Annotated in this window: 18 protein-coding genes, 1 pseudogene and 1 CRISPR repeat array; of the genes and pseudogenes, 7 read left to right on the forward strand and 12 right to left on the reverse strand. The window is 41.4% G+C overall.

The window, feature by feature from the left end:
- Positions 1–57 precede the first annotated feature (57 nt).
- The 3 genes from HG267_RS20580 (at position 58) to HG267_RS20590 (ending at position 3259) form a co-directional block, all read left to right on the forward strand.
- Entirely contained in the window at positions 58–1404 is a 1347-nt protein-coding gene (locus HG267_RS20580; protein ID WP_045873349.1) for a TldD/PmbA family protein, read from the forward strand.
- 94 nt (positions 1405–1498) lie between these two features.
- Complete coding sequence (gene dapB / locus HG267_RS20585; RefSeq protein ID WP_045873348.1) at positions 1499–2335, forward strand: 4-hydroxy-tetrahydrodipicolinate reductase; 837 nt, start codon at positions 1499–1501, stop codon at positions 2333–2335.
- 213 nt (positions 2336–2548) lie between these two features.
- Positions 2549–3259: a hypothetical protein gene (locus HG267_RS20590; RefSeq protein ID WP_045873347.1), complete on the forward strand. Its 711-nt coding sequence runs from the start codon at positions 2549–2551 to the stop codon at positions 3257–3259.
- A 71-nt stretch (positions 3260–3330) separates the two neighbouring features.
- Here the strand turns inward: HG267_RS20590 and HG267_RS20595 are convergent, their stop codons facing one another.
- From HG267_RS20595 to HG267_RS20620, 6 genes are all read right to left on the reverse strand, one after another.
- On the reverse strand, positions 3331–3975 hold the full coding sequence (locus tag HG267_RS20595) for a precorrin-8X methylmutase (protein ID WP_045873454.1): 645 nt from the start codon (positions 3973–3975) through the stop codon (positions 3331–3333).
- Between the two features lie 238 nt (positions 3976–4213).
- A complete protein-coding gene (locus HG267_RS20600; protein ID WP_045873346.1) occupies positions 4214–5023 on the reverse strand; it encodes a TPM domain-containing protein in 810 nt (269 codons plus the stop codon).
- Between the two features lie 84 nt (positions 5024–5107).
- Positions 5108–5317 (reverse strand): hypothetical protein, encoded by a 210-nt coding sequence (locus tag HG267_RS20605; RefSeq protein ID WP_155539549.1) that lies wholly within the window; start codon positions 5315–5317, stop codon positions 5108–5110.
- 186 nt (positions 5318–5503) lie between these two features.
- Entirely contained in the window at positions 5504–6043 is a 540-nt protein-coding gene (locus HG267_RS20610) for a hypothetical protein (RefSeq protein WP_045873345.1), read from the reverse strand.
- Between the two features lie 11 nt (positions 6044–6054).
- The gene (locus tag HG267_RS20615) at positions 6055–6435 is read right to left on the reverse strand and encodes a YtxH domain-containing protein (protein WP_045873344.1); all 381 of its coding nucleotides are present in this window, start codon (positions 6433–6435) and stop codon (positions 6055–6057) included.
- Between the two features lie 179 nt (positions 6436–6614).
- Positions 6615–6956 carry a hypothetical protein gene (locus tag HG267_RS20620; protein WP_045873343.1) on the reverse strand — a complete coding sequence of 114 codons (342 nt, stop codon included), beginning with the start codon at positions 6954–6956 and terminating at the stop codon, positions 6615–6617.
- 1198 nt (positions 6957–8154) lie between these two features.
- Between HG267_RS20620 and HG267_RS41955 the strand changes: the two are divergent.
- Positions 8155–8502 (forward strand): annotated as a pseudogene (locus tag HG267_RS41955) (PAS domain-containing protein); the annotation flags it as partial.
- A gap of 36 nt (positions 8503–8538) precedes the next feature.
- The gene (locus HG267_RS20625; RefSeq protein ID WP_339398416.1) at positions 8539–11526 is read left to right on the forward strand and encodes a response regulator; all 2988 of its coding nucleotides are present in this window, start codon (positions 8539–8541) and stop codon (positions 11524–11526) included.
- 32 nt (positions 11527–11558) lie between these two features.
- Here the strand turns inward: HG267_RS20625 and HG267_RS20630 are convergent, their stop codons facing one another.
- From HG267_RS20630 to HG267_RS20640, 3 genes are all read right to left on the reverse strand, one after another.
- Entirely contained in the window at positions 11559–12695 is a 1137-nt protein-coding gene (locus HG267_RS20630; protein ID WP_045873342.1) for an FUSC family protein, read from the reverse strand.
- 148 nt (positions 12696–12843) lie between these two features.
- A complete protein-coding gene (locus HG267_RS20635; RefSeq protein ID WP_045873341.1) occupies positions 12844–14664 on the reverse strand; it encodes a serine/threonine-protein kinase in 1821 nt (606 codons plus the stop codon).
- A gap of 712 nt (positions 14665–15376) precedes the next feature.
- Positions 15377–15523: a ribbon-helix-helix protein, CopG family gene (locus HG267_RS20640; RefSeq protein ID WP_045868487.1), complete on the reverse strand. Its 147-nt coding sequence runs from the start codon at positions 15521–15523 to the stop codon at positions 15377–15379.
- Positions 15524–15561: 38 nt separating this feature from the next.
- On the opposite strand from HG267_RS20640, the gene HG267_RS20645 reads away from it, so the two are divergent.
- The gene (locus HG267_RS20645) at positions 15562–16683 is read left to right on the forward strand and encodes an RNA-guided endonuclease InsQ/TnpB family protein (protein WP_045867859.1); all 1122 of its coding nucleotides are present in this window, start codon (positions 15562–15564) and stop codon (positions 16681–16683) included.
- Positions 16684–16728: 45 nt separating this feature from the next.
- Positions 16729–17065: a CRISPR direct-repeat array (repeat unit 37 nt; unit sequence ATTGCAATTAACACTAATCCCTATTAGGGATTGAAAC).
- Between the two features lie 244 nt (positions 17066–17309).
- A complete protein-coding gene (gene psbA, locus HG267_RS20650) occupies positions 17310–18392 on the forward strand; it encodes a photosystem II q(b) protein (RefSeq protein WP_045867858.1) in 1083 nt (360 codons plus the stop codon).
- An 849-nt stretch (positions 18393–19241) separates the two neighbouring features.
- On the opposite strand, the gene psb34 is transcribed toward psbA, so the two are convergent.
- From psb34 to HG267_RS20665, 3 genes are all read right to left on the reverse strand, one after another.
- Positions 19242–19412: a photosystem II assembly protein Psb34 gene (gene psb34, locus HG267_RS20655; RefSeq protein ID WP_045873339.1), complete on the reverse strand. Its 171-nt coding sequence runs from the start codon at positions 19410–19412 to the stop codon at positions 19242–19244.
- 155 nt (positions 19413–19567) lie between these two features.
- The gene (locus HG267_RS20660; protein WP_045873338.1) at positions 19568–21112 is read right to left on the reverse strand and encodes a serine/threonine-protein kinase; all 1545 of its coding nucleotides are present in this window, start codon (positions 21110–21112) and stop codon (positions 19568–19570) included.
- A 443-nt stretch (positions 21113–21555) separates the two neighbouring features.
- On the reverse strand, positions 21556–23238 hold the full coding sequence (locus HG267_RS20665) for a GMC oxidoreductase (protein ID WP_045873337.1): 1683 nt from the start codon (positions 23236–23238) through the stop codon (positions 21556–21558).
- Between the last annotated feature and the right edge of the window lie 873 nt (positions 23239–24111).

Genomic DNA, 24111 nt, shown 5'->3' on the forward strand with positions numbered 1-24111 from the left:
GCGTTAATAACGCATCCTATTTCTGAGCAATATTTTTTTCAATTTACTTGAGTTCCCATGAAAATTGATGATCTCGCGGCTTTAGAGACCAGCTTTAATCAACTAATTGAAACATTAATTATCAAAAAAAAATCTACTGAAGAATTCACTGTCAAACTTAGCAGTGAAAGAAGCCAATTCACTAGATTTAACCATGCCAAAGTGCGGCAAACTGGTCATGTCGCTGATGGTTGGATTGAATTAACATTGATGGAGAATCAACGCAGCAGTTTTCGGCAATTTCCCTTTACAGGAAATTGGGAAATTGATTGGCAAACAGCATATCAATCTCTACAGGAACTGCGTCAAGAAATAGGATTATTACCTATCGATCCATATTTAGTTTTACCAACAGGAAACAACATCAGTAGAGAAATTCATTCTGGAAAATTATTGGACATTGATGAGGTAGTACCTGCAATTGTCCAAATATTGGCAGAATTAGATTTTACTGGTATATATGCTGGCGGAGTGGTCATTAAAGGTTACGGCGATTCCCAAGGACAAAAACATTGGTTTGCCACAGATACTTTCACCCTAGATTATTCTTTATTTACTCCCACAGGACAAGCAGTTAAAGGTACTTTTGCAGGTAGTAATTGGGATGAATCGGCTTATATGCAAAAAATTAGCCAAGATAAACAACAATTAGAATTACTTGCTGTTACTCCTAAAGAATTACCGCGAGGACAATATAAAACTTACTTCGCACCTGCAGCAGTTGCTGATTTATCAATGATGCTTTCTTGGGGTGCTGTGAGTGAAGCAGATTTGCAACAAGGTAACAGTGCTTTAGCTATTTTGTCTCGCAAAGATAAAGTCCTATCCCCAAAATTTAACTTAAAAGAAAACTTTCAACTGGGGTTAGTCCCAAGATTTAACGCTTGGGGAGAAATGGCAGATCCAGAGTTACCGATAATTGAAAAAGGAATTTTAGTTAATACCTTAATTAACTCACGAACTGCTAAAGAATATCAAAAAACTGCCAATGGTGCTAATAGTTCAGAAACTTTACGCGCACCAGAAATAACACCAGGAAATTTAGAATTTGCAGAGATTATACCACAATTAGATACAGGCTTATATGTATCTAACTTGCATTACTTAAATTGGAGCGATCGCCCCAATGGTAGAATCACAGGGATGACCCGTTATGCCTGTTTTTGGGTAGAAAACGGAGAAATTATCGCCCCCATAGAAAACTTGCGTTTTGATGAAAGCCTATATCGCTTTTGGGGAGATAACTTAGTCGATTTTACCAATTTCCAAGAATTTATTCCTGACGTTGGAACATACGAAAGCCGCGAACTTGGAGGTGGTTTAGTTCCGGGAATGCTTGTAGAAGACTTTACCTATACCTTGTAATAGTTTTTGACTGTTGAGTTCCGTGCAGCACTAGCTACAAGATCACCAAAGTCTCTACAATTCCTTTGTTAGTTACAAAACTTTTGCTCAACTTATGACGAATCAAGCTCCTATCCCTGTTATTGTCAACGGTGCTGCTGGCAAAATGGGCCGCGAGGTAGTGAAAGCTGTGGCGCAAGCATCCGACTTAAATTTAGTCGGTGCAATAGACAGCAGTCCTGAACATCAGGGTAAAGATGCTGGAGAGTTGGCGGGTTTAAGCGAACCCCTAGAAGTGCCAATTACCAATCAATTAGAACCAATGCTGGGGTACGTAGCTGGCGACAGACAAGGGCCGCCAGGAGTAATAGTAGATTTTACCCATCCCGATTCAGTTTATGACAATATTCGGAGTGCGATCGCCTATGGTATTCGTCCAGTTGTGGGTACGACTGGCTTAAGCGTAGAACAAATTCAAGACTTAGCTGACTTTGCTGAAAAAGCTAGCACTGGTTGTCTGATTATTCCTAACTTTTCCATAGGTATGGTACTGCTACAACAAGCAGCGATCGCCGCCTCGCAATATTTCGATCATGTAGAAATTATCGAACTACATCATAATCAAAAAGCCGATGCACCTAGCGGAACAGCAATCAAAACCGCACAATTGCTAGGAGAACTAGGTAAAACTTTTAACCCTGCTATTGTCGAAGAAACGGAAAAAGTAGCAGGAGCCAGAGGTAGTTTAGCAGAAGAAGGCATTCGCATTCATAGCGTGCGCTTGCCGGGACTAATAGCCCACCAGGAAGTGATTTTTGGCGCAGCTGGGCAAATTTATACCTTACGACATGATACAAGCGATCGCGCTTGTTATATGCCAGGAGTACTACTAGCAATTCGCAAAGTCTTACAGCTAAAGTCGTTAGTATATGGATTAGAAAAGATAATATAAACTTCAACATTATGGGGCATTGGGCATTGGTAATCGGTAATTGGTAATCGGTAATTGGTGTTGGGTGTTTGGTGTTTGTCATTATTATTTCTCCCCATTCCCCATTCCCCATTCCCCATTCCCCATTCCCCATTCCCCATTCCCCCTTATCCCCAGAGGGGGGCCCCGAGTTCCCCATTCCCCATTCCCCATTCCCCCAGAAATTCACAACTCATGTTAGTTCCACTGACTCGACAGAAATTTGAACAAATAATTCCCTTAATTGCCAGTGGGCTGCAATACAAGTACTACTGGGGAAAGTTTTCTAACTTCATACAGAGGCTATTAATTTCTGTAGTTGCTGTAGTTGTGATTTTGCTGGTTAAAGTCTTTTTTAGGATTGAATTGGATTTAATAGTATTTCTTCTAGGCATCATTGGCGCATTTTTCTGGCTTTGGTATCCCGTCTTTCAGGCTAGTGTGCGAAATGTACAATGTCGCCGTTACAAATACAGTGGCTTTTTCCGGGGTCGCATACTTGATTGGTGGATTACAGACCAGTTAATCGGTAAGCAGGAAACTGTTAATAGCAAAGGGGAATTAGTAATTGTAGAAAACCGCGAAAAGCGAATTAACTTAGAAGTCGGAGATGACACAGGATTTAGCATTGAATTTAATGCACCACTCAAACCTGCTTACAAAGTGATTACACGTGGTCTAATTGCCGAAATGATAGTCATGTCAAATCGCCGAGATTTAGGAAGAATTGAAGAGTTCAGCGATATTTACATTCCCAGCCGTAACTTGTGGGTAAGCGATTATCCCTTTGTACGACAAGATTTCTTTAGCGAAACCAGCAGCCGCTTGCGTGACGACCCAAATGACAGACCGCGTCGCCGTCGCCGTCAAGAAGAAGAGAGATACGACGACGATTACGATTATTAAGTGCTGAGTGCTGAGTTCTTAGTATTTCAGTTATTTTTTATTATTACCAATTACCCATTACCAATTACCCATTACCCATTACCCTTTCCCCTTCCCCTATTCCCATCTTGCCCGTAAGCTTGCCAAGCTAAGTCTACCAAGCCATCGACAATCGCAGCTGCTACCACTGCATTACCTTTGCGCCCTTCGATTGTAATGTGGGGAACTAAAGCCTCTTGTAAGCGTTCTTTAGCCGCATCTACATTCAAAAATCTCACTGGTGTTGCAATTACCAAAGCAGGGCGAATTTCCTCAGTCTCGATTAGATCCATCAGTGCTGTTAGTGCTGTTTGCGATTGACCAACTATAAAAATACCTTCTGGATAGCGCCTTGCTAGGGTTTCTATTCCCCAAGCTACCCGAGTCTTTTCTGTTTGCGGGCGTGTGGCTGTTTCAAAACTACAATATACCGGATTAGCAAAGGTATTTTGGATATCGTAGCTAATACCTACTTGTACCAAAGGTACATCTACCACAATCGTGGTACGTGCTGCTAAAGCTGCTGCGCCAGATTGCAAAGCATGTTCAGAAAACCAAATTAAAGACTTATACTCAAAGTCGGCTGTCGCGTAAATAACTCGCCGAATAATCTCATATTCCGCTGGTGAAAAGACATGATCGCCAATTTCACTATCAATTATTGCCAAACTTTGAGCATCAGTTACGTGCCATTCCATTTCCATATAGCTCTGAGATCTCAGCTTTCAGCTTATCAGCTTCAGAGCTTTCCGAGTACTGAGTCATCCAGCACCGCCAATTCATAACTACCCAATATCTAGTAGTGTGCGTTGTGGCGGAAGCGATCGCGCACCGCCGTAAAATCAAGATAGTGCTTGACGATGAACGCTTTGATGTTAACGCACCCTACCTAAGAAATATTGGATACTTTAGTTTTTAGATGTTTTCTGATTCTCCTTAAGATTCAGCATTAGAAGAAGAACGATTGAAAATTGGAGATAGATAGGCAACCAAAGCGCCAATCAAAAATCCAGCAATATTACGAAATAGCGGTAACCAGTCGCTAGTACGTGTCACTACAGGCCCAATCCCGAAGGCAATAAACAAAATTCCCCACAAAGGCGAGAAAATTAAAGCCCATTGCCAAGCAAAAATTTGTCCCTCACGCTGAGGTTGAGCAGCAAATCCACAAACCACTCCACCGATAACTGAGGTAATCAAAGTGAGAATCCACTGTTCCCGGGGTAATCCGGGAACAACTTTGCACCCACCTTGAAGTAAACAACCCTTAACGGAATCTAAAGCCTGCAGAATAGCTTGGTCTTCACCTTGTTCTCGTACAAAGTACAAATTGCCAAAGCGTGTTTGTAGTTCTATCCAAAAAGTTCGGGGTAAAAGCTCATAAACTGCATCGCCAACGCTAAAGCTGAGGATATTACCACCACGAGCATCAGCAACTAGCAGAATGCTTTTATCATCCAAACCCCAAAAATTGATTACTGCTCGGCCTGGTGTACGGTCATATTGAGTCAATACTCGCAGTTTCCAACCAGTATCAGTTTCAAACTGCTCTAAATCGTGAACAAGCTTTTCTTCTTGTACATCCGTAAGCGATTTGGCTAAGTCTACAACTGGGGTTGCTTCCTTAGGAAGCAGATCCGGATTGTCATAAGCCAGCGCTGGGGGAGAATGCATCACCCAAATTGACCCAGCCAAGAAAAATGCAGCAATAGATAATAGAAATCGTCGCCAAAAACAAGACTGCATGGACGTTTTTATACAAATATCAAAGGTAAAAGTGAACAAGTTGTTTTAAAAGGTACGGGAAAAGTGATACTTCTTTACACTTGTTTACTTTACTCTAATCTTAGGGATCAAAGCTATAACGATCGCAGCAAAACTTGGTGGAGGGCATTGGGCATTGGGCATGGGGCATGGGGCATTGGGCATGGGGCATGGGGCATTGGGCATTGGGCATTGGGCATTGGGCATTGGGCATTGGGCATTGGGCATGGGTAATTGGTAATCGGTAATTGGTGTTGGGTGTTTGGTGTTTGTCATTAATTATTGCTCCCCCTACTCCCTCTCCCTGCCTCCTGCTTTTTCCCAGTCCCCATTACCCCTTATCCCCAGAGGGGGCCCCGAGTTCCCCAGTCCCCAGTCCCCAATCCCCAGTCCCCATTACCCCTTATCCCCAGAGGGGGCCCCGAGTTCCCCAGTCCCCAGTCCCCAGTCCCCAGTCCCCAACTACTCCTCATCATCAAAACTAGCTTCCCAACCAGGAGCTTCGCTGTAACCGTCATTACTGCGGTAAACTTCTGATTTGGCGCGGCGATTTTCTGGTCTGAGTGCTTCTCGTTCTCGTGATGGGAGGGATGTTTTATCAGGATTTGGCAGACGATCAAGCGATCGCTTCGCAGGTTTTTGACGTGTGAAGGTTTTCCAGGCGGTTTTTACACCCACAACAAGACTGCGTGTGCCTACTTGAATGTTTTGAGCCTGCTTTCTAGCAGTTTCTAAGCTTTGATCAACTTGTTTAACCACTTGACCTGCGCTTTTCACGCCTTCGCTGACATCATCGGTTAAATCAGTAATTTCTAAGCCTGTGGCACGAATCGCATTGAGAGTAGGTGGTAACTCTCGCGAAAGAGTATCAAATAGCTTTTCTGCACTGCGCGCTGCACGTGCTACTTCCTGCAAAGCCGGTATAGCCGCCACTAAAACAGCAGTCAGACTAGCGGCGACTAAGAGTATGGACAGTCCCAGCCAAAACAGGGGATCGATCACGGTTATTCTATCTATGAACGTTCTAGTTGCTGGGCAAGAGAATCTGAGTCTTCCTCGGGTTCAGAATCAGCCCTGCTGTTTTCGACGGCGTTTTGCCGCTTTGAGAGTTGACTTTCTCTGTTACTAGCATCAAGACCTGCGGCGATCGCTTCCCGTAGTCGGTCTAAAGTTTCATCCCAATTACGTAGTGCATTGGCAGAGAGACGATCTGCTTGGATCTGCACGCTGGTTGATAAATCTTCTGCCAATTCTGGTAAAGCATCGGCAGATTTTTTTAATAGTTTACGCGTTTCGCGCCCTGTGCGTGGAGCGACGAGCAAACCTGTCAAGGCCCCGATAGTTGCCCCTAGCATCAAACCGCCAAAAAATACTCCAGAACGCTTGTTAGACATTGTGATATTGTTTCTCTCCCTACACCCATTTTAGGTGGGTTTTCTCCTGTTGCAAGACTCAAGCAATTTTTATTATTTAAACTTGCAGCGACTATATGTGCCGCAGAAATGTTGCTTTACCTTTGAATGGGGGCGCTGGGGTTAGAAGTTTGGGGCTAAAGAAGAGAGTTTTTCTGGCTCTACCTTAATTTTGTGATTGTTTTCTTACCATTTGTAGAACCTAGCCTGGAAAAAGAGCGCCGCCAAACTTGTCTTCCAAGAAACAAGAGACTGACAATTTGCCGCACTTGCTGGATTTGCTCTTCTAGCCTTTGATTTCCCTGTCGCAAGTGATAAATATTTTGCTGGGCAGCAGAGATTTTTTCTGGTGCTGTATAAAGTACAGCATGGCTACAGCGTTCATAATGGGTAAATCTATCTGCTATCATTCCAATCTCTTGTTTTAGCTGCCATACACGCCAAGCCACACAGAGTAATATCAGCGATATTAAAGTATTAATTACGACAACTAATATTACCATTGTTTACCTTTAAAGAATCATCATTACCAGCTGGGATAATTTGTTTAAGTTTTGTTATCAATTAAGTTTAGATAACAACAGCACTAAGAATAAATCCTGATTTAATTAACACATTGAAGCTGAATCTTGATTTTGTGTTTCCATAATTTTCAGACTTTCAAGACAACTAAATCAATCTCAGCCTGTACTTGTCATGTAACTTTATCAATTTTTTACCAAGGTTTCATCACCTTTTTGGTTGCTAGTACAAGTCGGCGTAAATCAACAGACCATCTGTAATTGCCAAAAGGCATGTGCTATAACTATTCTTTCTTTTTACTTTTGACTCCTGCGGAGTTCGCCAGTTGCTTTATGCCGACGGCACTTCCTTCAAGTCGGCAAAGCCGCCCAACGGAGTGCCTTGGGAACCCGTCCACCGCACTGGCTCACTTTTTACTTTTGCCTTGTTGTACTAGTAGTCTGCCAACCTAAAAATGTGAGGTGGAGGTTGGGGAAAGGTGAAAGGGAAAAGGGTAAGGGACAAAAACCTTTGCCCTTTACCCTGCTACTTTGCCTTGGTATGCACAGGCGATCACTAAGATTTTCAGCTAGTTAGGAAAGACATTTACCCCTACTGCAGTCTCTAGCAAAGCAGGCACATGAAAAGCTAGATTGTCAGTATTTTTCAGTAACATACTAGTTTTAATGTGCTATAAATTACAAATCTAGGGAAAATTGACGCGTCTGCTGGAAAACCCATAGTTTTTTCAGAATCTGATTTAATAGCATTTTTCTCAATTCTGGTTGATAAATCTCCTCCTGCTGTGCATGTGTAGCTTTATTTTGCAGAATTGGTCTACTTCGCCGTTCGCTTTGAAAAAGCTATTTCAGAGATGATTAACTATCAGCGACAACTCAAAGCTTTCACTCAAGACAATCAATAAATTGAGTCTTAGCATTGAATTATGACTGAAAAACAACAAATTTAGTCATATTTTGTGGCTAATTTCTATTCTTGGGAAAGCTAACCGAATATCTGTAATTGCCCGAAAAAGTTGGGATTGTAGTTAATAACCTGGGCACAATTAAATTCACACTCACTCTTGGCTGAATGAGCGTTTGAGTCAATTTTGATGGGCAATTGAATTTGCGTCATGTACATATGAATCAAGAGACTTTAGCTAACCAAATTAATCAGCTTCGTACCACCCTAGGAAAAATGGAGATTGCTCTAGGGACGGTAGATGAAGCGATTGTCTGGACAGATAGCCAGGGCAGAGTAGAGTGGTGTAATGTAGCTTTTGCTCGCCTGGTAGCTCAACCCAACATTTCCATTTTAGGTAAGCAGCTATCCCATATATTGCCTTTACAAAAAGCTGGGCAAGATTTGATAACTGCGGCTCATCCAGTCTCGATGGCGTTGACAACTCAAGTTAAGCATCGAGGCTATTATGAATTTGCCAAAGATTCCCAGGAGTTAATTTTAGAAATTTCTGCATCTCCCTTCCAGGTGGAAAACACCTTACAAGCTGAACCAAGTCAAACAAGCGTAGTTTTAGTAATTCACGACATTACTGAGCATCAGCGAACAGAAAAAGCTCTTTTGTTAGCGAATCAACATTTAGAACAGCGAGTTGAACAGCGTACTCAAGAATTAATTTTTGCTAATCAGCAATTACAGACAACAACATCACGTCTCAGCGCTCTGATACAAAATCTACAGGCTGGGGTTTTAGTAGAAGATGAATCAGGGAAAATAGTCTTAGTCAATCAAGAATTCTGCCGCTTGTTTGGCTTTGCAGCACCACCAGAAGTTTTAACTGGAGTTAATTGCTCAAAAGCGGCTCAAGATGCTCAACAACTGTTTACTGAACCAGAACACTTCATTACACGTGTGGCAGAAATTTTGCTGCATCAACAAACTGTGACAAATGAAGAACTACAATTGCGAGATGGGCGAATTTTTAGCCGAGACTACGTACCGATTTTTATTGCAGAGCATTACTATGGCCATCTCTGGTTATATCAAGATATTAGCCCCCGGAAGCAGGTAGAAGAAGCATTAAAACGTCAAAGTCAGCGATCGCATCTTTTTGCTGAACTCACTCTCAAAATTCGTGAATCTCTGCAAATCAATGAGATTCTACAAAACAGTGTGAAAGAAGTGCAAAAGCTGCTCAAAGCTGACAGGGCATTAATCTTGCAAATACAACCACAAGGTGCTTTAACTGTAGTGCAAGAAGCAGTACTTCCTGGGTTACCTGTAGTGATGGGACAAAATATTGATGACCCATGTTTTGCAGATGGCTATATGGAAAAATATACTCAGGGAAGGATTAGCGCCATCACTGACATAGAAAAGGCTGATATCCTACCTTGTCATATTCAATTACTACAAAAATTTGCTGTCAAAGCTAATCTGGTTGTTCCCATAATTCTCAAAAGCGAACTTTGGGGATTGTTAATCACCCATCAATGTTACTATCCCCGCCAATGGACTAGTTGGGAAACTGAGCTGTTACAGTCACTCGCTGACCAAATCGGTGTAGCATTAGCCCAAGCTCAATTACTAGAAGCAGAAACATTTCAGCGTCAAGAGCTAGAAATTGCCCGTCAACAAGCAGAAATGGCTTCTCAAGCTAAAAGTATGTTTTTAGCAAACATGAGCCATGAAATTCGTACCCCGATGAATGCTGTGTTAGGGATGACTGGGTTACTGTTAGAAACTCCCTTAAATGAAGAACAGCGTGATTTTGTAGAAACAATTCGTGTAAGTGGCGATGCACTGTTATCTTTGATCAACGAGATTTTGGATTTATCCAAACTTGAAGCAGGGGAAATGCTGCTAGAAAATCTCGCTTTTGATTTATCTACATGTATTGAAGAAGTTTTGGACTTGTTAGCGCCCCTTGCTCATCATAAGGGATTAGAAATCGCAGCATTGATTCATCGCAATGTACCTACGCTTCTACAAGGTGATGCTAGTCGTCTGCGACAAGTTTTAATGAATTTGATTGGGAATGCCATTAAGTTTACTGCTACAGGAGAAGTAGTAGTACAAGCAGAACTCAAAGCAGAAACCGCTACTCAAGCTAGTATTTACTTTGCAATTATCGATACTGGATTAGGTATTACTCCACAAGAACAGCGCAAACTCTTTACACCATTTACCCAAGTTGATGCTTCTAATACCCGCCAATATGGTGGTACTGGTTTGGGATTAGCTATTTGCAAACAAATAGTAAATTTAATGGGCGGAGAAATTGGTGTACAAAGCAATCTCGGTAAAGGCTCAAAATTTTGGTTTGAGGTTCCTTTTCCTAAACAAACTCAGCCATCTTTACCAGGTAAAGAACGTGAATCGCTGAAAAATCGCCGCTTGTTAGTAGTAGATGACAACGCTACTAATCGCAAAATTATTCACCATCAAGCTAGCAATTGGGGAATGCAAGTAGATGGAGCACCTTCTGCTGCAACTGCGCTACAAATGCTAGAGGAAGCAGCCCTACTGAGAATCCCCTATCATGTCATCTTAATAGATATGCAAATGCCTCAAACAGATGGCATGACTCTGGCACAACAAATTAAGTCAAATCCTATTATTGCTGATATACCGTTAATTCTGCTCACTTCTAGTAATCAAAAGAGTGAATTAGAAAACTCTCGTAGAAGCGGATTTGCGAGTTATTTAATTAAACCCGTCAAGCCATCTCGACTGCTTGATACAATTTTAAATGTCTTGGAAAGCCCATCAACTATTGAACAACGTTCATGTCCATTACCGCTTAAGAAAATTGCTAGCTCTACCAAATCCAAGTTAAGATTATTGCTAGCAGAAGATAATCGGGTAAATCAAAAAGTTGCTCTCAAGCAGCTTCAGAGTTTAGGCTATGAAGCCGATGTTGCTGCCAATGGCGAAGAAGTTTTACAGCTTATAGAAAAAATTCCTTATGACTTAATTCTCATGGACTGCCAAATGCCAATTCTTGATGGCTTGGAAACTACCAGAGAAATTCGTCGGCTACCAGAAAATTACTTTGCTAGTCATTCCCAACCTATAGTAATTGCCATGACAGCTAATGCGATGGCAGAAGATAAACAACTTTGTTTGAATGCAGGGATGGATGATTATTTAAGTAAGCCTGTAGTTAAAGATAAATTGGCACTATTGCTGGAGCATTGGAGTCACATGATACTTACACCAGCCGAAGAAATGGCTGCTGCGGCAACATTTACTACCACAAATGAAAATTTATCTGAACTGCCAATTGATTGGGAAGTATTAAACCAAATATCAGGCAATAATACAGAATTTGAGTTTTATTTATTACAAATATATGTTAAAGATTGTCTATCTCATTTAGAGGAAACCAAAGCTGCGATCGCATCTCGAGATTTTCCGCAAATGGTACACACAATTTCTCAGCTAAAAGTCTCTAGTTCCTATATCGGAGCTACAGCCATCCAGCAAACTATAGAAAATTTAGAACAATTAGCTCACAATCAAGAACTGGCAGATACATCTCAATATATAGAAGATTTAGAAAATTTTGTTCATAAAATTCAAGCATTTTTAATTAGTAAAGAGTAGCCTTAATTCAGCGCTTGCAAGAAATGCAGGTTTTATTCTTGATTAAGAGTGGCTGCCATTCTTTGCAGCTTTCTCCCTACCTCTTCCATGATGTAAAAGAAGGTGAAAAACCGCAATAACTCATCAATGGGATAATTTGACTGTTGTGTTGTTTGCAAGTGATTGAATTGCTCTGTAGCATTTGTCAGTGCAACTTCCATCTCTGAAATAGATAATTGTGGCTGATGAGATTTTACGGCTGTTGCTAGCACGAGCATGACATTTTGAGTTTCTTGCGCCAAGGGAGTCAGTTGGGGTGAAAGCATTTGCCAAAATGTATCCTGTTGTCTGGCGAGTACAGTATGTTCCATTGTGAGAATATGCTCCCAAATTCGCCGGATGAGAAATTCCCAAGCTGGATTTACGCGCATCTCTGGCGGTTCATTGCTCAAACCTTGTCTAACTTCTTTCCAAAGTTCCCGTCCTTGACCAAAAGAACGAATAATACTAATTTTTAAAGCATCTGCATCAGCGCGATCGTAGTTTCCTGTAAAGGCGCAATTAACTACTAATCGGTAAAACTTTTCTAAATCTACCAAGGTTTGAAATAAACATTCTCGCAACTGTACACCAGCAGCAGCCGGAAAAATAAACTTGTTCACCAATAGCGCCACACCAATACCTAACAAGGTTTCGAGTAACCTACCCCAGGCGTACAACCAAGGTGAATGATTGTAACTTAAGATGACGATCGCAGATACATACCCCGCTAACTTTGCAGCTTCGTTGAATTTTCCACAAGAAGTAGCAAAGATGGTGATAAATACACACAAACCTAATGACCAGGGATGAGTACCTAATGTAACAGCAAAAACGGCTCCAGATAAAGCACCAATAATGGTTCCGATTAAACGCTGTATCCCCAATGTTAAAGTGCTGCCATGAGTTGATGACATGACAATAATCGCCGCAATCACTGCATAAAACGGATATTCCCAGCGCAAACCTTGAGCAATCACTAAAGAAATTGTCGCTGCGATCGCCATTTTTCCTGCCATCTTCGCCAACTGTAGCCATGAAATCGCCTGGGGAGAAACCATCCAGTTTTTTCCATGTGCGATCGCATTTTTGAGGAGCGATCGCTTGGCTGGGTTATTTGAGCGTGACAAGCTACGAGAGGATTTTGCCATGCTTAAAATAATTCGTAATTCGTAGTTCGTAATTCGTAGTTCGTAATTCGTAATTCGTAATAAAGGCTACTTGAGATACTTCAACAAATTTAATTCACAACCTTTTCTCTATTCCCTGTTCCCTGTTCCCTGTTCCCTTTCTTAAAAACTAGCTACACCGTTTCGCAGAAGCAGGGCTTACAAAATCATGTAAATCTGCGTCCCAAATACTGATGTAAATAAAATCACAGTCTTGCCGTACAATCTGACCCTTGACTCCACCTTGGGTAAATTGAAAACTATCAGACTGACGGCTTTGTATTTGTTGTAATCCCTGTTTAATTTCTGCTGTAGCTTGACCACCTAGCATTCCATTTAAAGTATTCTGCATGACTTGGGGGTCTACGGATTGGGCAAAAGCTGCTTCAGTTTGGCGCAGCGCTCCGGTTTTGCGGTCGAATAAGTAGCCTAAGTCAATTTGGTCTGGGACTACGTTATAGGTGACAGCGCGAGTATTGCGCCACACTCCTCTTAAATCTTTTTTGGGTTTACCAAGAGTAGCTTCTACGCTGCTTCTAGAAGTACCTGTGGGAAATGCCGGAATACTTTGACTAACATTGCTACTAGCCGATTTACGAGGCTCATCGTTGTTCTTTGGTGTGGAACGCGCCTCTGGTGTAGCAACTACGGGCGGCGGATTTTCTGCTTTTGACTCTGGTGCAGTTGTAGCGACTGGTGCAGGAGTATCAGAATTTACAGGCTCTTGCTCTGGGATTGATGTTGTGGTGTCTGGGGGATTAGATTCGACTCTGGGGTTGAGAGGGGGAATCGGTGCAGGAACAACTTCCACAGGTGATGGTGATGCACTGAGTGAAGTTGGTGTAGGCGTGGGGGTTTCAGTCAGTGGGGTAATGCTAGCAGAGGGTTCTGGCGAAGGAGTGGAATTTTGCACAATGGGCGTTTCCACTTCTGGTTGACGGGTAATCTTAGAAATTATTAATCCACCAATCAACCCACCCACTACTAAACTCCCGACAATTGCAGCAGGTTTTTGCCAATTACTGGGAGCAATAGTTTGTGGTTGCGGTGCGTATAATGGCTGAGTTTTCCCAATAGATGCGTTAGCTGTAGTAGGCCGTCTAGTGACTGTGGCTGGTGCAATATAGCTAGCAGACTGCAAAGCATAAAGCATTTTACTAGCAGTGGTGTAGCGATCGCTAGCATTGGGTTTAACTGACTGCTCCAATACTGCAGCTAAACTAGGCGACACATTAGGCGCATCATCTCGCCAGAGGATTTCCCCTGTTTGTTGATTGGTTTCTAGTTCTTGGGGTTGTTTACCAGTTAATAAATAAATTGCCGTTAAGCCTAAACCATAAATGTCAGTAGCATACACTGGTCTTCCTAAAGCCTGTTCGCTAGACATATATCCTGGCGTACCAATTACCATTGAATTTGCATGAATTCCTGGGGAAGTCACCACAGAACGGATAGTTTCTTTAACCGCGCCAAAATCAATCAAAACTGGCTTGTTATCAGGAGAACGAACAATAATGTTATCTGGCTTGATATCCCGATGAATAATACCTTTGCTGTGGATATATTCTAAGACTGGTAAAAGACTAAACAGAATTTCCCTCACAGCCGTTTCGCTAACGTGAGCATTAGCTGTAACAATATCTCTCAAGGTTTGACCATGAATCCATTCCTGAACCAGGTAAAATTGCCCCTTTTCCGAAAAATAGGCATAAAGTTCCGGAATTTGGTCACTATTTTTACCCAGGGACTCTAAAGTTGCGGCTTCTCGCTCAAACCGCTGTTGAATGATTTGGTAAGTTTGCGGATCGTTACTGATGGGCTTTAGCTGTTTAATTACACAGCGACGGCGAGAAGGCATATGAGTATCCTCTGCCAGAAAGGTTTCGCCAAAACCACCCGCACCGAGTACCTGGATAACTTGATACCGATTGTTGAGAAGGGTTATTGTCATGCTCTTTAAAAGCGTGAATGCCTAATTGCTGGTCGTTAGAGTTTGCCCTTTCCAATGTATACCAGATAGACTATGACAAAAATTTTATGACATTGACAAGACAAATACAGCAAGTTGCAACTTGGTGAGGTACGGCTATACAATTTCAATGCTTAACAGCTTATCGGGTGGAAATAGTGCTGATTTTTGCGAGTGCGATCGCCTATCAAATGCTTAAAGCGTTTGTTAAAGTTGAAATGCAAAAGATTTTTTAGCTCAATGCGCGGATGGGTAGGTGTAGAAAATCTCGCCGTTGAACAAATAGTTGTATTCCTTATAGGACAGTCTGTTGGATAAAAATTAAATTAAAACTATCCGCGCACCTTACCCAGACTTAGTTTCAGCATTTTTTAAAAAATTAATTGACATTTTTATGTGTTATGATTAGCCCATCCGCGAAACTGAACCTTGAAAACCAAATAGAGACTAGCTTTCCGGCTTCTGCCGCTTATTGCAATTAACACTAATCCCTATTAGGGATTGAAACTTTGAATAATACACTACCCCAATAATACAGCAAAATTGCAATTAACACTAATCCCTATTAGGGATTGAAACCCCCGCAAATATCTGGGGGCATCAGAGCAGGTACAATTGCAATTAACACTAATCCCTATTAGGGATTGAAACTAAAGCAGAACTCCACCACATCATATTTACCAAAAAATTGGGTCTAAAGCCCCGTGCTTCTAGCACGGCTTTTCTTCAACTTCCGGATCATCTCTCTAAGTACGTCATTTTGAGTGCGATCTGTTTCTTCGCAGTATTTCAAAAGCGTTTCATACTCTTCATTAGAGCATCGAACTGTTAATTTCTTCATGCCGTCATATTGCCGTCGTTTTATGGTATAATACTAGCATGAAAACACTGAAGTTTAAATTGTACGAACACAAAAGGAATAGACACCTCAAGCGCACAATCAACGCTGCTGGAGTGATTTATAACCATTGCATTGCTCTACATAAAAGGTATTACCGGATGTTTGGCAAGCATTTAAACTGTGCAAAACTTCAGGCTCATATCGCCAAATTAAGAAAGCGTAATTCTTTTTGGCAATCAGTAGGTTCTCAAGCAGCACAAGATATTTGTCAACGCATTGAGAAAGCTTACCAATTGTTTTTCAAACACAATAACAAAGGAGTAAGACCACCAGGATTTAAGAAGGTCAAGAAATACAAATCGTTCACCCTTAAGCAGGCAGGTTATAAGTTTTTGGGTGGAAATAGGGTAAAAATTGGTAGTCGAGTTTACCAGTTTTGGAAGTCCAGAGAAATTGAGGGAACAGTCAAAACCCTAACTATTAAACGCACCCCGTTAGGTGAGTTATTTATGGTTTTGGTTGTTGATGAGGGTAGCTCAGAAGTTGAAGTTAAGACGGGTAAAATCGCTGGCTTTGATTTTGGGTTAAAGACATTCCTCACTTGCTCAGACGGCACTAAAATTGAATCGCCCCAATTTTTCAAGCAATCCCTAAGCGCCATTAAAAAAGCAAGTTCGCGGCATTCCAAAAAGCTAAAAGGCTCATCTAACAGAGAACGAGCCAGAAAGAATTTAGTACGCAAGCATGAAGATATTTCCAACCGTCGGCGTGATTGGTTCTGGAAATTAGCTCATGAGCTAACAGATAGGTTCGATATTCTCTGTTTTGAGACTTTAAATCTCAAAGGAATGCAACGTCTTTGGGGCAGGCAAATATCAGACTTAGCGTTTGGTGAGTTTCTGCAAATCCTAGAATGGGTTGCCAAGAAGAAGAATAAACTGGTTGTCTTTATCGACCAGTGGTATCCAAGTAGCAAGACATGCTCTAATTGTAAACATATTCTAGAAAGTCTTGATTTGTCAGTTAGAGAGTGGCGTTGTCCTTCCTGTCAGTCAGTTAATGGAAGAGACGAAAACGCTAGTCGCAATATTTGTGCAGTCGGGGCATCGACTGTTGGCTTAGGTGATGTCAGACTGGCTACGCCAGCAATCGCTGTCTGAAGCTAGAATCCCCATGCCTTCAGGCTGGGGAGTATGTCAATGCCGATTGCAATTAACACTAATCCCTATTAGGGATTGAAACCCAACAGCTTTTTTTTTGCGAACTCTTCAAAAGCAGATTAAGATTGCAATTAACACTAATCCCTATTAGGGATTGAAACAATTGCCAATTGTGAATACCTGGTAAAAATCTTTCTCATTGCAATTAACACTAATCCCTATTAGGGATTGAAACGATGAATTAGAAAAGTTAACGGGTTACGATTTCTTATTGCAATTAACACTAATCCCTATTAGGGATTGAAACACCGATATAGGTACCACAGATAACGCAATACCCAGGTTATTGCAATTAACACTAATCCCTATTAGGGATTGAAACGCTCTTATCATCTCTGCTCGCTACTATCGTGCTGAATTGTGATTAAAGCTAATTATTAGTGCCAAAAGCACTACTATCCTGAGATCTGAAAGATATCTGACTTTTAAATAAGTAGAACTAATATGTTTTATTACATTTACAAAAGTTAAAGTACTTGATTAACTTTTGTAAAGCAGTGTAAATTACTCACATAGGCAAGAACACGCCTAATTCATACATAACATATAACCGCAATCATAAAACAATGACAGCAACCTTACAACAGCGCTCTAGCGCTAACGTATGGGATCGCTTCTGCGAATTGATTACCAGCACCAATAACCGTTTATACATCGGTTGGTTCGGTGTCCTCATGATCCCAACCCTACTAGCTGCAACCGCTTGCTTCGTAATCGCATTCATCGCAGCGCCTCCAGTAGACATCGATGGTATCCGTGAACCTGTTGCAGGTTCCTTAATCTACGGAAACAACATCGTCTCTGGTGCAGTTGTTCCTTCTTCCAACGCTATTGGTTTGCACTTCTACCCCATCTGGGAAGCAGCTTCCTTAGATGAGTGGTTGTACAACGGCGGCCCTTACCAATTGGTAATTTTCCACTTCTTAATCGGTGTATTCTGCTACCTCGGTCGTGAGTGGGAATTGTCTTACCGCTTGGGTATGCGTCCTTGGATATGCCTAGCATTCTCTGCACCAGTAGCAGCAGCAACAGCAGTATTCTTGATCTACCCCATTGGTCAAGGTTCCTTCTCTGATGGTATGCCTTTGGGTATCTCTGGTACCTTCAACTTCATGATCGTGTTCCAAGCAGAACACAACATCCTCATGCACCCCTTCCACATGTTAGGTGTGGCTGGTGTATTCGGCGGTAGCTTGTTCTCTGCAATGCACGGTTCTCTAGTAACCTCTTCCTTGGTTCGTGAAACCACCGAGAACGAATCTCAAAACTACGGTTACAAGTTCGGTCAAGAGGAAGAAACCTACAACATCGTAGCTGCACACGGTTACTTTGGTCGCTTAATCTTCCAATACGCATCCTTCAACAACAGCCGTTCTTTACACTTCTTCTTGGCTGCATGGCCAGTAGTCGGTATCTGGTTCACCGCATTGGGCGTAAGCACAATGGCGTTCAACTTGAACGGTTTCAACTTCAACCAATCAGTGATTGACTCTCAAGGTCGTGTAGTTAACACCTGGGCTGATATCATCAACCGCGCTAACTTGGGTATGGAAGTAATGCACGAGCGTAACGCTCACAACTTCCCCTTAGACTTGGCTGCTGGCGAGCAAGCACCTGTTGCACTAACTGCTCCTGCTATCAACGGCTAATTTCTGAGCAATCAAGTAATAGCTTCTCTGTGAATTGAAAGCGCCCTCCCAATTGGGAGGGCGCTTTTAGCGTTAGTGTAAATAAATTGCTAAAAGTATAGAGCGATCGCACCTTGTCATACCAATTTAAATAGTGTTTGCGGCATATCAATATATTCTAGAGGGCATGGCAATGCCCATACGTGTGAACTTAACGTGAAACCCTCTTGGTTGCAAGGTTTCGCCCTCACCCTGTGCCCCTCTCCCACAGGGAGAAGGGAGCAAGAGATTTAGTTCTCCTTCTCCAGGGGGAGAAGGGGTTAGGGGATGAGGGCGCGAGGTATTTGTACAACGCCTGCCCTATATCGCTTTTAGCTTAAGTTGACACCAATGGGCATTGCCATGCCCCTACCATCTGTCGCATTCTTTTTTAAATTGATATCAACTAATACCGATTTGAAGCCCGAAACCCAACAACACCCAATACTTGTCGGTTAAGGGGAAAAGGGGAAGGGGAAAAGGGGCAAGAAATAAACCTTTAACCCTTACCCTTTCACCTTTTCCCCAAACCAAATTAAGAGTTTAAAATCCTTAACCGAGCAGTATTGCAAAAACACCGCTTTGCTGTTGGGTTTCGCTATTGGATTCTTTTTTAAATTGGTATAGACTTCAATACTTGTCAGTTCAGGGTTAAAGGGAAATGGGAAAGAAAAAACCTTTAACCCTTCACCTTTAACCTTTCACCTTTTTCCCAAAACCTTAACCGAGTAGTATTGACTCAACAGCAACAAAAAGACCCAGCTTGGTAGCTGAGGTCAGAGAGAGAAATTTAAATGTGATGGGATATACCGATACCGAAATTAAAAAATTTTAGCTAACTGCAAAAGCAACCCACATAACCGCAGAAACAAACATAGTTGCAATTGCACCTTGTATCAGGTAGTTGCGTTGTTCCCAAATTGCTGGGTATTCAGCGCAATATACCTGGGGTTCAGTTGGATAGTTGTTGAGAACGCCGTCTTCATTAACTGTGGTGTACATAGTTTTTTTTATCGCTTGTTTATTAACTTATGTAAACTAATTTAACAGGATTGTTACAAAAAGTCAACATGGCTTGACAAAATTTGGTTAACAGCGTTAATAAAAAACTCCATCTTCAAGAGGATGGAGTTTTCCGGCGCTTTCCATGAATCAATTTACTGGGCATCACTAACAACCCATCTGCTATTTTGAGCATCCCATAATAGAGAAAAGCGCACAGAAGCTGGGGTTACTTTGCCGTTTTTGAGGTAGTATTGCATACTTGCATCAACGGTGGCTGTTTCTGCGTTCGCTTGTACTAAACTCACTTGTGTGACATCGACGCTTTGCACTCTACCTCCCCACCAATCTATATAGGAAAGATAACCATTAGGGTGGAGTTTGCGATTATTTTGTAAGCTGGGGGTTAGCAGATTCCAAGAAGTTTGAAATTGTCCTTGATTAATATTGGCGTAATAATTTTGGATTGCGGCTTCTGGTGATGGGCGATCGCTTGTTGTTGGTGTTGCAGTTTCCTGAGGCTGATTGCGGATTGTGTTAGATTCCGTGGCTGCGGGTGTTGATTCGCCTAGAATTTGGGGTTGTTTGTTGTTGTGAAGCGCAAAAGCAATAATTATGGCAGCGCCAATCAAACCACCGGCGATTAAACTGGCAATAAAAACTCCTCTTTGTCCATTGCTGGAATTGCTAGGTTGATAAGATGGCGGTGGATTAGCAGGAATTGTATTGGGTTGATGAGAAACCCCTGGACTAACAGGGATTGTATATTGAGTAGGTGCTGGTGTGTTGGCTACTGGTGGTTGAGCATAAGGGTGAGTTGCTGCTGGTGTATTGGCTACTGTTGGTGGTACATAAGGGACAGTTGGCGGAAAGGTATTTGCCCCAATTTGCAAGGCTTGGAGCATTTCTCTAGCTGTGGCGAAGCGATCGCGGGGATGATAGGCGATCGCTTTATCTATCACTCCTGCAAATGTGGGACTGACACTTAAAGCATGATGAGACCAAATAATTTCCCCTGTGCGCGGATCTGTTTCTAATTCTTGCGGTTGTTTCCCGGTTAGCAAATAAATTGCTGTCATGCCTAAACTAAATAAATCACTGGAAAACACTGGCCTACCCATTGCTTGCTCGCTGGGCATATATCCTGGTGTGCCAATTACAATTGAACTGGTAGGATTACCTTGGGAATTTAGTACTGTTCCCATTGTTTCCCGCACTGCACCAAAGTCAATCAGTACAGGTTTATTGTCTCGCCCACGCAAAATAATATTATCCGGCTTGATATCGCGGTGAATGATCCGCTTTGAGTGGATATACTCTAATACTGGTAATAAATTTACTAATATTTCCTTAACTGAACTTTCGCTTAATAATCCCTGCTGTTTGAGTTTCGCTGTGAGAGTTTGCCCTTCAATTAACTCTTGTACGACATAAAATTGCCCTTCTGACTGAAAATAAGCATATAAAGAGGGAATTTGGTCGGTAGCGCCACCCAAATCTTCTAAAATTGCGGCTTCTCTTTGAAAACGTTCTCTTACCAGTTGATAAATCTGGGGGTTGTTTTGAATTGGTTTGAGTAGTTTAATTACACAACGACGCTTGGATGGCATTTGGGTATCTTCTGCTAAGAAAGTCTCTCCAAATCCACCGCCTCCTAAAGTTTGAATAACTTGATAGCGATTGTTCAGCAGGGTTTGCATAAATTGGCGTGAGCCAGTCAGAAAAAGGGTGTTTGTTGTATACTTTACCTCGTTTGTGCTAATTGGTCATAGGTAGAATTTGACTATCGAGTAGATGTTTCGTGTGTTGAAAAATGTTTTGATTTACTAGTGATGGAAAAAGCGATCGCGAAGATGATATGCGATCGCTTTTCTTCTCATCTCTGCAAATGTCGGACTTCCTCTCAAGACCTATTGAAGGCTAATCATTTCTCCAGTACTTGGAGTCTGTCTCCAATCAGTAATTGAAGAAGGCAGCTAAATACGGTTCGGATAAGTATTTTGTATCTCCCTCATGATTTGGGAAAAGGGTAATGGGTAAGGGTGAATTCAATCCTTTCCCCCTTTTCCCTTTGCCCCTTAACCAAACTGTATTGGAAGACAGCTATGCTGGAGCTATAACAGGCCAAAAGTGCAAAAACTGCTTAACTTTTGAATATATCTCGTTTAATAATCTTGTCCATGCAACGTTCTGCTATGGCGCTAATGGTCAAGAAAGGATTGGTACAAGCTGTTGAGCCGGGAATTAGGGCACCATCAACAACATAGAGTCCTTTATAACCCAAAACTCGGCCATAGGAATCACAAGCTTTCCCGATGACACATCCTCCTAAAGGATGTCCAGTAATAGCAGCATCATTATTTTGAGAATCTGCTGATGGTGTTGGATAATTTGGAGAAGATATATGTTGACGTGGTATCATTCCTCGGTGCCCACGATGTTTGGGTTTTCTGCCAAAATTATTGCCATTGAAATTAGCGTATTGGTCAAGATTTTGGAACAAGGTTTCTGTGCTACTAATAATTTGTTCATCTGCACTTTGATCCCAAATTAAGTTGACAGAATCTGTAGTTGCATTATATTCAAATCTGCCTGCTGGAGGCGTTAGGCCTAGACCCAAGCAAGTTTGTGTACCATCAGGACTAATTGCTAGTTCCAGACTTTCAACCACAAAAGGCACAGGAGCATTAAGTTGTTCAATCACAGCACCTGCAGTTCCACCATTACCTGATACAGTACCTAACTCTGTTCTGGTTGTGATGTTGTCTCCATTAGTTCCCCAAAATTGACCAACAAACTGATTCAATTTAGGTAATGTGCCTTTAGCTTTAGCTTTAACCAATAATTTGGAAGTACCAACAGAACCAGCCGCCATGAATAAATAACGACAAGTTAAAGTTACTGGAGAACCCATCACGTTCCCAAATTCATCAATTTTATTGCAAGTGATGCGATACCCTCGCTTTTCGCCAGGAATTTCGGCAATTTCAGTAACTATATGTAAAGTCAGAACATCTATATTACCTGTATATTCTGCCTGTCGTAGATAGTTATTATCTAAGCTATTTTTAGCTCCACTATTAACACCCCACCAGTTTTGTCCATCAATTACAGAAGCTACTCTTGTGCCTTTGATTTCATCCCGAACTTTGTTCCAATCTACTGCCAAATCTAACAAGAAACTGTTATAGCCTGCTCTACGAGCATTTTCTATAAAGAATCTTGTTTTGCCATAATATTTAGTCTTTAAAACATCACGGGGGATTGGCGATGGTTGCAGCATCTGTTTGACTCTGGGATAGTAAACAGAATCTAGTTCGTCATAATCAACTAATTTTCGATTAAAAACTCGATAGAATATCTCTTTTTTTGGTTGATAAGCAATAGCATTATTAACCAGTGAACCTCCACCAAAGCCAGCACCATTAACAACAGTAATTCCTGTTTCTACAAGAGTTTCAAAAACGCCTGTATATACTTGTGGTGTTGGAGTTCCAAACACAGTTGTTGAACTCAGCCAAGTAGAGCGCTTATCGGGATTAACTAAATCGAAATTAGCAAAAGTATAGTCTTGTGAGTTGAGACCAGGTTGAACATTCTTAATTGGCCAGCGTCTTCCTCGCTCGATAATCAGAGTTTTTACACCAGCTTGTCCTAAACGTAAAGAAGCTATGGCTCCTCCATATCCACTACCAATGACAATAGCCTGGTAATCAAGCTCATCAGCAAGAGTTTTACGAGAAGTAACCACTGAGGTTGCTAAACCAGCAGAAAAGAAAGCAGCTGTTTGAATAAATTGACGGCGATTATAAGCTCTGTAGACCATATTTCTGCATCCAAGATGTAACAAGCAATGATTCGACAGAAAAAAGATTTGGAGAAGCTTAAGCTAAATTCCCCATAGCAATTTTCACGTAGTATAAACACACCCGTGTAACTTCTAACTCCTATTTTTTAGTGCTTATTTAGAGTTCATTTCACCCCAAGGAGAAGCACTATCGTGAAAAATTACGCATTGTCCAAATTGGAAATCTTAATTGTATGTGAACCCAATTTAGTAGTTTCAGGCGTTTGATAGTAACCTTCAGATAGATTTCACTCAGTGCTAAAAAATTGTTGAAAAATAAGGTTCTAATTCCTGATACCTACATCTCATATTGAGATATTGGGTATTTACTGTCAATGCGTAAGTTGTATTTTTTAAATTCTCTACTGAATTTGGTAATTTTTTTGTCAAGTTTATGTAAAGTTTTCACTGAGTAAAGCAACACTTCATTCCATTACTCAGTCTTTAACCAAAAATCAGGGTAATTGCAGTGATTGGTGATGTGGTAATAGTAGCCAGATTATGGATTAACTGGCTTTTAATCACATATCACAGCTATTCAATAACTAAGAAATATAAAAAATACTATTTGGTTATTGAGAAAGACTAAGAAATAATACGGATAAGTAATTTTATTTAACAGTAAACTCTGCTAAACAACAAATAGGTAAAGATAACTTTAATATCTCGTTGTCGAATAGTAAACAATCCTCAACAATAATTTAGGATCGGTTTTGATGGTTGACTGTGAATAGTTGACCATCAATAATCCCTGATGTGAGATTTCACAAATTATAATAATTACTCTATAGCTATATATATAAAGAAAAAACTAGGAAGTGAGATTGCCTTGGTAATTGGTAATTGGTAATT

Origin of the sequence: Tolypothrix sp. PCC 7601 (assembly GCF_025677855.1) — a bacterium.
Lineage (GTDB): Bacteria > Cyanobacteriota > Cyanobacteriia > Cyanobacteriales > Nostocaceae > Aulosira > Aulosira diplosiphon.

What these genes read in the sequence shown, in the direction of transcription:
- HG267_RS20615 (WP_045873344.1), bottom strand. Translation starts at nt 6,435, where the DNA reads ATGTCTAACAAGCGTTCTGGAGTATTTTTTGGCGGTTTGATGCTAGGG.
- HG267_RS20600 (WP_045873346.1), bottom strand. Translation starts at nt 5,023, where the DNA reads ATGCAGTCTTGTTTTTGGCGACGATTTCTATTATCTATTGCTGCATTT.
- psb34 (WP_045873339.1), bottom strand. Translation starts at nt 19,412, where the DNA reads ATGTACACCACAGTTAATGAAGACGGCGTTCTCAACAACTATCCAACT.
- HG267_RS20665 (WP_045873337.1), bottom strand. Translation starts at nt 23,238, where the DNA reads ATGGTCTACAGAGCTTATAATCGCCGTCAATTTATTCAAACAGCTGCT.
- dapB (WP_045873348.1), top strand. Translation starts at nt 1,499, where the DNA reads ATGACGAATCAAGCTCCTATCCCTGTTATTGTCAACGGTGCTGCTGGC.
- HG267_RS20595 (WP_045873454.1), bottom strand. Translation starts at nt 3,975, where the DNA reads ATGGAATGGCACGTAACTGATGCTCAAAGTTTGGCAATAATTGATAGT.
- HG267_RS20605 (WP_155539549.1), bottom strand. Translation starts at nt 5,317, where the DNA reads ATGACAAACACCAAACACCCAACACCAATTACCGATTACCAATTACCC.
- HG267_RS20640 (WP_045868487.1), bottom strand. Translation starts at nt 15,523, where the DNA reads ATGAAGAAATTAACAGTTCGATGCTCTAATGAAGAGTATGAAACGCTT.
- HG267_RS20590 (WP_045873347.1), top strand. Translation starts at nt 2,549, where the DNA reads ATGTTAGTTCCACTGACTCGACAGAAATTTGAACAAATAATTCCCTTA.
- HG267_RS20630 (WP_045873342.1), bottom strand. Translation starts at nt 12,695, where the DNA reads ATGGCAAAATCCTCTCGTAGCTTGTCACGCTCAAATAACCCAGCCAAG.
- psbA (WP_045867858.1), top strand. Translation starts at nt 17,310, where the DNA reads ATGACAGCAACCTTACAACAGCGCTCTAGCGCTAACGTATGGGATCGC.
- HG267_RS20645 (WP_045867859.1), top strand. Translation starts at nt 15,562, where the DNA reads ATGAAAACACTGAAGTTTAAATTGTACGAACACAAAAGGAATAGACAC.
- HG267_RS20580 (WP_045873349.1), top strand. Translation starts at nt 58, where the DNA reads ATGAAAATTGATGATCTCGCGGCTTTAGAGACCAGCTTTAATCAACTA.
- HG267_RS20660 (WP_045873338.1), bottom strand. Translation starts at nt 21,112, where the DNA reads ATGCAAACCCTGCTGAACAATCGCTATCAAGTTATTCAAACTTTAGGA.
- HG267_RS20620 (WP_045873343.1), bottom strand. Translation starts at nt 6,956, where the DNA reads ATGGTAATATTAGTTGTCGTAATTAATACTTTAATATCGCTGATATTA.
- HG267_RS20635 (WP_045873341.1), bottom strand. Translation starts at nt 14,664, where the DNA reads ATGACAATAACCCTTCTCAACAATCGGTATCAAGTTATCCAGGTACTC.